Annotated in this window: 9 protein-coding genes; 1 reads left to right on the top strand and 8 read right to left on the bottom strand. The window is 60.7% G+C overall.

All coding sequences use genetic code 11. The features are described from left to right. The coding region (locus tag FHS79_RS18590; protein ID WP_207792449.1) for a hypothetical protein at positions 1 to 339 on the top strand (339 nt) is incomplete at its 5' end. On the opposite strand, the gene FHS79_RS18105 is transcribed toward FHS79_RS18590, so the two are convergent. The 8 genes from FHS79_RS18105 to FHS79_RS18070 form a co-directional block, all read right to left on the bottom strand. Next, positions 336 to 1,052, bottom strand: coding sequence for a flavodoxin family protein (locus FHS79_RS18105; RefSeq protein WP_184203193.1), 717 nt, complete (start codon positions 1,050 to 1,052; stop codon positions 336 to 338). The genes FHS79_RS18590 and FHS79_RS18105 overlap by 4 nt on opposite strands. Positions 1,053 to 1,274: 222 nt before the next feature. Further along, a complete protein-coding gene (locus FHS79_RS18100; RefSeq protein ID WP_184203191.1) occupies positions 1,275 to 1,859 on the bottom strand; it encodes a peroxiredoxin family protein in 585 nt (194 codons plus the stop codon). Between the two features lie 306 nt (positions 1,860 to 2,165). Further along, positions 2,166 to 2,741, bottom strand: a complete 576-nt coding sequence (locus tag FHS79_RS18095) for a DUF1440 domain-containing protein (RefSeq protein ID WP_184203188.1) — start codon at positions 2,739 to 2,741, stop codon at positions 2,166 to 2,168. Positions 2,742 to 2,948: 207 nt separating this feature from the next. Next, positions 2,949 to 3,236, bottom strand: coding sequence for a helix-turn-helix domain-containing protein (locus FHS79_RS18090; protein ID WP_184203186.1), 288 nt, complete (start codon positions 3,234 to 3,236; stop codon positions 2,949 to 2,951). After that, on the bottom strand, positions 3,233 to 3,574 hold the full coding sequence (locus FHS79_RS18085; RefSeq protein WP_184203184.1) for a type II toxin-antitoxin system RelE/ParE family toxin: 342 nt from the start codon (positions 3,572 to 3,574) through the stop codon (positions 3,233 to 3,235). Before FHS79_RS18085 ends, FHS79_RS18090 begins: the two co-directional genes overlap by 4 nt. A 155-nt stretch (positions 3,575 to 3,729) precedes the next feature. Next, complete coding sequence (locus tag FHS79_RS18080; RefSeq protein ID WP_424022273.1) at positions 3,730 to 5,730, bottom strand: catalase; 2,001 nt, start codon at positions 5,728 to 5,730, stop codon at positions 3,730 to 3,732. A gap of 663 nt (positions 5,731 to 6,393) precedes the next feature. Further along, positions 6,394 to 6,717 (bottom strand): MFS transporter, encoded by a 324-nt coding sequence (locus FHS79_RS18075; RefSeq protein WP_184203180.1) that lies wholly within the window; start codon positions 6,715 to 6,717, stop codon positions 6,394 to 6,396. A 94-nt stretch (positions 6,718 to 6,811) separates the two neighbouring features. After that, entirely contained in the window at positions 6,812 to 7,234 is a 423-nt protein-coding gene (locus FHS79_RS18070) for a fasciclin domain-containing protein (protein WP_184203178.1), read from the bottom strand. Between the last annotated feature and the right edge of the window lie 239 nt (positions 7,235 to 7,473).

The following is a 7,473-nucleotide window of genomic DNA, read 5'->3' as shown; positions in this document are numbered from 1 at the left end:
GGCCGAGGTGACCGGCGTCGCAATGGCCGCATGATTACGCCCAATTCCGGCATCGCGTCTTTCCTCGCACCCGACCGCAGCAAGTTGACGGTGCCCACCACGCTGTGGGACACGATCTTCCGGATGCCAAGATCGCGATTGCACCTTATCCCCAAAAGGCCGAACCTGTCCGACGCGCGGCTTGATAGAAAAGGGTCCCTCTACGGACGAAAATCCCGCAGCCTGGACCGAAGATGCTCTGTCTGGGCGCTGAGCTTGCGCTTTCGCTTTGCGGTTGGCTTATGGAAATCCAGCCTGGCGATACCGGAACGTGCATCTGCGATCGCGATCACGGGCTAGCGATATTCCGGATTTGGATGGTCGAAACGCTCGCCTGCATCCCATGCGGTTCGCTGATTGCCATGGGCGGGAATGCCACCAGCATCTTTTAGCATTCGGGCCATATGCATCAGATTCCACGCCATGAAAGTGGTGTTACGCTGCGTGAAGCCGTTGTTGAAGCCGATGGGGCCACTTTCACCCTTGTCCCCGTAAGACGGTCCCGGCCCCGCCTCGCCGATCCAGCCAGCATCGGCCTGAGGCGGAATGACATAGCCAAGATGCTGCAAGGAATAAAGGATGTTCATAGCGCAATGCTTGATGCCGTCCTCGTTGCCAGTGATGACGCATCCGCCGGTACGTCCATAATAGGCGTACTGGCCGCGGTTGTTGAGTTCGGCCGAGAAACCATAGAGACGCTCAACGACGCGAGTGCACACCGATGACTTTTCACCGAGCCAGATCGGTGTGCCGATAACGAGAATGTCAGCTGACATCACCTGTTTCTGGATCGCCGGCCAATCGTCACGTGCCCAGCCATGCTCGGTCATGTCAGGATAAACGCCGGGTGCGATGTCGTGGTCAGCAACCCGGATCGTCGTTGTGGCGACCCCATTGGTTTCCATGATCGCTTTGGCAACATCCATCAGCAACTGCGTGTGCGATAACTCGTGACTGCGCTTGAGCGAGCAGTTCAGAAAGACCGCGCCAAGGTCGTCGTAGCGGTGATGCATCCGGTGTCTCCCCATTTGCGTGGCGCCATGAGCGGCGACACTTGGAAAATGCTCAGCTACTGGACCGACCAACGCTCTGACTAAACCCGGGGTTTCAGACGCGTCTCTTGCGATTTGTTGGGCAGGAGCATTCAGAATTTAATCGCAATGGATACGAGTCCAACGACAACCCGCTCTGTTGGTTCGCTCAACCGCAGCACTGCCTGTTGGTGACCGAAGCTGTCACTTTCCCAACTGCCGGCCGGCAGCGTTCACTGCTGCCAGTATCGCTTCCACTTGCGGGCGTTTGCGATAATCCTCCTCCATCAGCCGCGCACGGATTCGGCCATCGCGGCCGATCAAGAAGACTGCCGGCTTCGGCACGCCGTATGCGCGGTTGCCGGCAGGATATTGCGGATCGCGCAGGGACCAATCGTCGATGACCTTTGACTTGGGATCAGAGATCAGCGTCCAGCGGACGTCGCGCTCAGCAGCAAATTTCGCGAGAACCTCGGGGGTGTCATAGCTGATGCCCACAAGCGACCAGCCCTTTGCCGCAAGCGTCGTCGCCGCGCTTTTGTTGAGGTCGATCAATTGAGCCTTGCAGTAAGGACACCAGCTTGCAGAGCGAAAGAATACCAGCACGGTTCCTTGTTGCCCCGCCACCTGGGTTAATCGCACCGGGCGACCTTTGATATTCAATCCAGCAACGGCCGGTGCACGGTCGCCAGTATCGGGGATGGCAGCAGAAACCGGCATTGCCAGCACAAGCTGACTGGAAACGCTTGCTACTAGAATGCCAACGGCACGTCGGGTTATCCTGGTCATCTGTCATCTCTCCTGTGCAACTTTAGAGCACATCTTTCGAGCAGGTACGTCTGGAGCCGGCATCGTTTTGAAACCGTCACGCCGCCGCCCGAGGCCGCGTCGCAGAGCGGCAACCACAAATCTGCTAAGCACTCGCCTCGTCAAGTGAGCCATGGTTTTGCACGGTGCAAGGTCCAAGTGTCCTTGGTTCGTCCCTCAAAAGGCTCGATCGAACGTCACATTGGCCGCGAAAGATACTGCTTACCTAGCATCTCATCTCCGGTCAGCGGCATATCCATGGGCCGCGACGTAGGGCGTGGCGGCATTTCACGCGTTGATTAACGTCCGCCGTGCCGCCCCCTTGTCGAAAATATTGAGCGCAAGCTCAGTCGTAACGCCATAGACAGTGTGAGCAACGATACCCCGCGCATGCGCTTGCCAAGGATAGCGTTGCGGTTTGGCCCCCAGACCAGCCAAGGTGTTCAGCATTTCGTCCTGCATCAAGAACAGACCGATGCCATAGAGCGCGCCACGCGTCACGCCGGTCATCGGCAACCTGTCGCGCAGCAGCGCATAACCGATCGCAGGCACAATGCCGATCGCGTAGTGAACCGCCTGGCTGACCGCTTCGTGCGTTGCAGGTTCGACATTTTTTCCGGTTGCACCCTCGATCTTGCTGACAAGCGCTTGTGCTGGCGGTTCGCCATCCGGGCGAACCGCGGTCGTTTGCGCCCGCGCCGCGGGGTCTTCCCGGTTCCACATGAACCAATCAACCCGATCCAAGGCCCAGACACCTATCACTCCCGCAGCGAGGCCGGCGAGGATCTTCACGCCGGCCTTGTCGGGGTCGTTGCGATTGGCCATCGTCGCGTCGGGAGCGGCAGGGCGAGACGTGTCGGTCATTCACTGTTCCGCAAAACGGTTCCGCCACGGTCAAGCGGGCAGATTTTCTAACGCGCGGGCGCGGGCTTTGTTGCATATTCGCACGTGCTGTCGAGCAGCCTTGGTCAAAAAAGATTTACCGACGCGAATGCCGCCTTTCCCAAGTCAGATCGGTCCCCTTGCGGACAGGTCAACGACAGCCGAACATCGGGGTTTCCTCGGAGAATGTTAGCGCAGCAACTCGCTGACTAGCGATGGTTTGCGGGCAATCATCGCAAGCAAAACCTGTGCCGGGCCGGTCGGACGACGACGTCCCTGTTCCCAGTTGAGTAGAGTGCCCCTTGCCACGCCGATGCTGCGGGCGAAGGCACCTTGTGACAGCCCGGTGCTGGCGCGGATCGCGGCCACATCGACGTCAGGCACCGTGACCTGACGGACGTGAGCGCCATCATTGTTGCCGTCAGCAAACGCCAATGCTTCGCCCAGTCCCTGCTTGATACTGCCAAAAACGGTCATCGAGATCCTCCGTAACGCGCAACCAAAGCCTTGCTCATGGCAACCAATTCCGCCTGCTCGGACTTGCTCAAATTGTCTTTCTCGTTCTTGGCGAAGACCGTCAGAAGGAAGATTGGCATCTCCAGCCCGCCAAACACGTAGATCGTTCGGTAGCCACCACTTTTGCCACCGCCTTCACGCGCGATACGGACCTTGCGAAGTCCGCCACCAAGCGAGAGTCCCGCGTCAGGGTTCCCAGCGATGAAGTCGACAACCCCCGTTCGCTCGTCGTCCGTCATGATTGCCTTGGCGCGCCGCAGGAATTCGGGCAGCTCCACGAGCGTCTGCAGTCTCGCCATTCCGTCTTGCTATACGCCAGTGACGCATAAGTCAACGCCCGTGAAGCCCGGATGCTGACCGTCCCCTTACGGACACCTTAGCTGCTATTCGTGACCCGTAGCCTCGGCCAGCCCCGTAGCACGGATCGTCAATCCGTGTTTAAAGGCCTCGCCCATCAATATACCGTCCGCACCGTCGGCTCGCGCGCCCAGATGCGGCCCTGTCCCGCGAGTGTGACGTAAGCTACCGGGTCTTCCGCCCCCGCGAGGGCCACGATCCCGGCGTCGGCCGCTACCCCGGCTACAGCGAGCAGCGGCTCGGCCTCGTCGGTGGAGGCGATGACCTTCAGGTGGTGGAAGGCGTCGTGGACCCACGACACCGCCGCTGCTTCGCCCAGCAGCGCTGTCGTCCCAGCTTCAGAAGCGATCACAGCGACCGTGTCGAACAGAACCGACGGGCCGCCGGCCAGCTGGAAGTCGCCGCACAGGTGGCTGCCGTCATCGAGCGTAACGCCGCCTACGCGCGGACAGACGATCTTCGGCGATGCCCCCGCCGCGACCGTCGCCTCGATCAGGGCGCCAACGATCACCGACGATGCGCCGTCCGTCACCAGCATCCCGACGAGACGGCCGACCATGCCTGGCGGGCCGTTCGCCAGGATGCTGAGCTTCGGGCTCGGCTTGAGGTCGGTCCGCGGCTCGACCGCCGGGGTCGCAGGGACGATCGGCGCTGTGTGGCCGAGCCCCTCCGCCACGCGCTGGCCCAGAGCTGCGTCAATTGTCGCGAGGTGGCCAAGCATCGTCGACCGGATAAGCGGCAACTCAACCTTCGACAGTTCAAAGATTAGAGCAGCAACAATGTGGTCCTGTTCGGGCTCGGTCTGGCTGAAGAAGAATTGGCGCGCTTGGCTATAGTGGTCGCTGAACGTCGCCGACCGCTCCCGGGTTTTCAACCCCTGTACAACGGCGGGGAAGGTGCGGAAGCCCGCAACAGGATCCTCTCGCGGCCCCGACGGGTCTATCAGGCTCGGCGTGTAAGCAACCCGCGTCGCCTGCGGGTGCATCTGCATGTGGCCGTCGCGTTGCATATTGGCGAACGGACAGCGTGGCGCGTTGATCGGTAGCTGATGGAAATTGGGCGAGCCGAGGCGCTTCAACTGTGTGTCGAGGTACGAGAAGTTGCGCCCGTGAAGTAGCGGATCGTCGGAGAAGTCGATGCCCGGAACGAGATTTTGCGTACAGAAGGCAACCTGCTCGGTCTCTGCGAAGACGTTCGCCGGGTTGCGGTTGAGCGTCAGCCGGCCAACAACGCGCAGCGGAACGACCTCCTCGGGGATCAGTTTGGTCGAGTCGAGGTGGTCGAAATCGAACTCGGCGGCTTCCTCCTCCGTGAAGAGCTGGACGCCCAGCTCCCACACCGGGTGCTCGCCGTCTGCTATCGAGGTGTAAAGGTCGCGCCGGTGGTAGTCAGGGTCGGCCCCGTTGATTTTGATGGCCTCGTCCCAAACCACCGATTGCATGTTAAGCAGCGGCGTCCAGTGGAACTTCACAAAGGTCGACACGCCTTCGGCATTGACCAGTCGGAAGCTGTGCACGCCAAATCCTTGCATCATCCGGTACGATCGAGGGATTGTCCGATCGGACATCTGCCACATCACCATGTGCATCGCCTCTGGCGTGCACGCGATCCAATCCCAGAACGTGTCGTGCGCCGACTGCGCCTGGGGGAAGCCGCGGTCGGGCTCCTCCTTCACCGCATGGGCGAGATCGGGAAACTTGATTGCATCCTGGATGAAAAACAAAGGGATGTTGTTGCCGACGAGGTCCCAATTGCCCTCCGGCGTGTACATCTTGACCGAAAAACCGCGCACGTCGCGAGCGAGGTCAAATGAGCCGCGATTGCCGGCAACTGTCGAAAAGCGGACAAATACCGGTGTCTGGAGACTGGTGTCGCTAAGCACCTGCGCGGTGGTGAAATCGGCGAGGCTGTCGGTCAACTCAAAAACCCCGTGCGCTGCGGCACCGCGCGCATGGACCACGCGTTCGGGAATGCGCTCGTGATCGAAATGGAAAATTTTCTCTCGCAGGACGAAGTCTTCGAGCAGGACCGGGCCGCGCGCGCCGCTCTTCAGACTGTTGTGATCGTCCGAAATCGGCATCCCATGGTTGGTTGTCATTTGGGGCTGACCGCTCGCGGCAACTTGGTGGACTTCGCCGCCCGTCCCGCGGACGAACTCGGCCGCAGGTAGTGAACCTACTGCCGGGTACGTGACACCCTTCCCTGGCTTTGCATTAGCCGGCTTGTCGGGACGCTGGGACGTCGGTCCGGCGCCCGCCGGCGGGCTGCTCGCTTTGGCTGCCGGAGCCTTGTTCTTCGTTGCCATGAATCGGGACCTCGCTAACGGTTGTGTCGGAAACGCGTGGCGCTTTCTGCGGTTCTTTTTGGATGCATTTAATCGCTGCTGCAAGCCACGGCCTTATTGAGACAGGACGCTTTTCTGAGCGGAGGAGGGGTCATGACGGGTCATTATTCGTTGGCGACCGTCACGACCAAGCCAATCGCGCCGCCTTGACATGTACGGCATCGATTAGAGCTGGCGGCAGAACGTCGTGGTATCTGGCCCTTGAGTAGCAGTGGAACAGAAAATCTACATAAGGACGTAAGCGACTAATTTTACATTAAACCTGGGTTTTTTTGGAAAGGGCGCGTGCTCCGCTTTTTTGTACCTAGAGGGTACCGAAATCCCACATAAACCCGTCCAATAATCTATCAGCGGCAAACCTTGAGCAAATTCCGGGCTTGTGTCGGTTTTCGGTTCCGTTGCTACTCGACCCCTGAGTCAACCCAGGACGATTTCGGGTGCGGCCGCCAGCGCGCTGATCAGGGCGGTGCCGATCGCGGCCAGCCCCATTTGCAGGAAACCGAGCGAAGCCAAGGCGGCGCCGGCGCGGTCGCCGAAGGGTGCTAGCGTGATGGCGCTGCCGATCGGGTTGATAAGGCCCATGCCGCCGAGGAAGAGGGTGACGGCGGCCATGAATGGGATGGGGGCTGGTGTGCTGCCGTGCGTTAGCAGCCAGAGGATGCCGGCTAGGCCAACGCGGGGTGCTCCGAAGCGATTGGCGAGGCCCGCTGTCATCAGCCCGGTGCCGAACACCATTAGCACGGTGGCACCGAAGAAGAGGCTGAGCTGAGTAGGGGTACGGGCTTTCGAGCAGTAGCGGACCGGCCGGCCTGCAATGCCGGCCGATCCTTACACCTTACGCCTTGGGTAGCAGAACCGCGTCAATGACGTGGATCACGCCGTTGGTGCAGGCGATGTCGGCGGTTGTGACGTGCGCGCCATTGACGGTGACGCCGTTGGTACCATCGACGTCGAGCGTTTCGCCGTTGACCGACGCCGGGGTCAGCTTGTTGCCGGCGACGTCGGCGGCCATGACCTTGCCCGACATGACGTGGAGCGTCAGGATCGCGGCGAGCTTGGCCTTGTTCTCGGGCTTGACCAGGTCATCGACGGTGCCGGCCGGGAGCTTGGCGAAGGCATCGTCGCTCGGCGCAAAGACAGTGAACGGCCCGGTGCCCTTCAGCGTGTCAACAAGGTCAGCAGCGGTAACGGCAGCGACGAGGGTTTTGAATGAACCCGCGGCGACCGCAGTGTCGACGATATCGTGCAGATCAACCATATACGTTTCCTTGGGTAAAAGCTTAAGCCGTTGCCCCGGCGACCGAAGCGGCAGCCGAAACTGTGACGGCGAAGACAGAGGCGCGTCACAATCCGTCTCGAAAGCTTAGCCGGATTGTGACGCCCTTCGTCGGTACGCTACCGCCGCGGTAATTACCCACCCCCTGCGTTGAGCTATCCGGCGGAGACAGCGCCGAGGATGGTGTTGTAGGGATTGGCCCCGGACAGTCGCGCAGTATC

Origin of the sequence: Polymorphobacter multimanifer (assembly GCF_014205635.1) — a bacterium.
GTDB lineage: Bacteria > Pseudomonadota > Alphaproteobacteria > Sphingomonadales > Sphingomonadaceae > Sandarakinorhabdus > Sandarakinorhabdus multimanifer.
This window is presented reverse-complemented; position numbering and strand designations above follow the sequence as displayed.

Excerpts from the sequence above, each read along its gene's own strand:
- FHS79_RS18100 (WP_184203191.1), bottom strand. The coding sequence starts at position 1,859 with ATGACCAGGATAACCCGACGTGCCGTTGGCATTCTAGTAGCAAGCGTT.
- FHS79_RS18095 (WP_184203188.1), bottom strand. The coding sequence starts at position 2,741 with ATGACCGACACGTCTCGCCCTGCCGCTCCCGACGCGACGATGGCCAAT.
- FHS79_RS18085 (WP_184203184.1), bottom strand. The coding sequence starts at position 3,574 with ATGGCGAGACTGCAGACGCTCGTGGAGCTGCCCGAATTCCTGCGGCGC.
- FHS79_RS18090 (WP_184203186.1), bottom strand. The coding sequence starts at position 3,236 with ATGACCGTTTTTGGCAGTATCAAGCAGGGACTGGGCGAAGCATTGGCG.
- FHS79_RS18070 (WP_184203178.1), bottom strand. The coding sequence starts at position 7,234 with ATGGTTGATCTGCACGATATCGTCGACACTGCGGTCGCCGCGGGTTCA.
- FHS79_RS18080 (WP_424022273.1), bottom strand. The coding sequence starts at position 5,730 with ATGACAACCAACCATGGGATGCCGATTTCGGACGATCACAACAGTCTG.
- FHS79_RS18105 (WP_184203193.1), bottom strand. The coding sequence starts at position 1,052 with ATGCATCACCGCTACGACGACCTTGGCGCGGTCTTTCTGAACTGCTCG.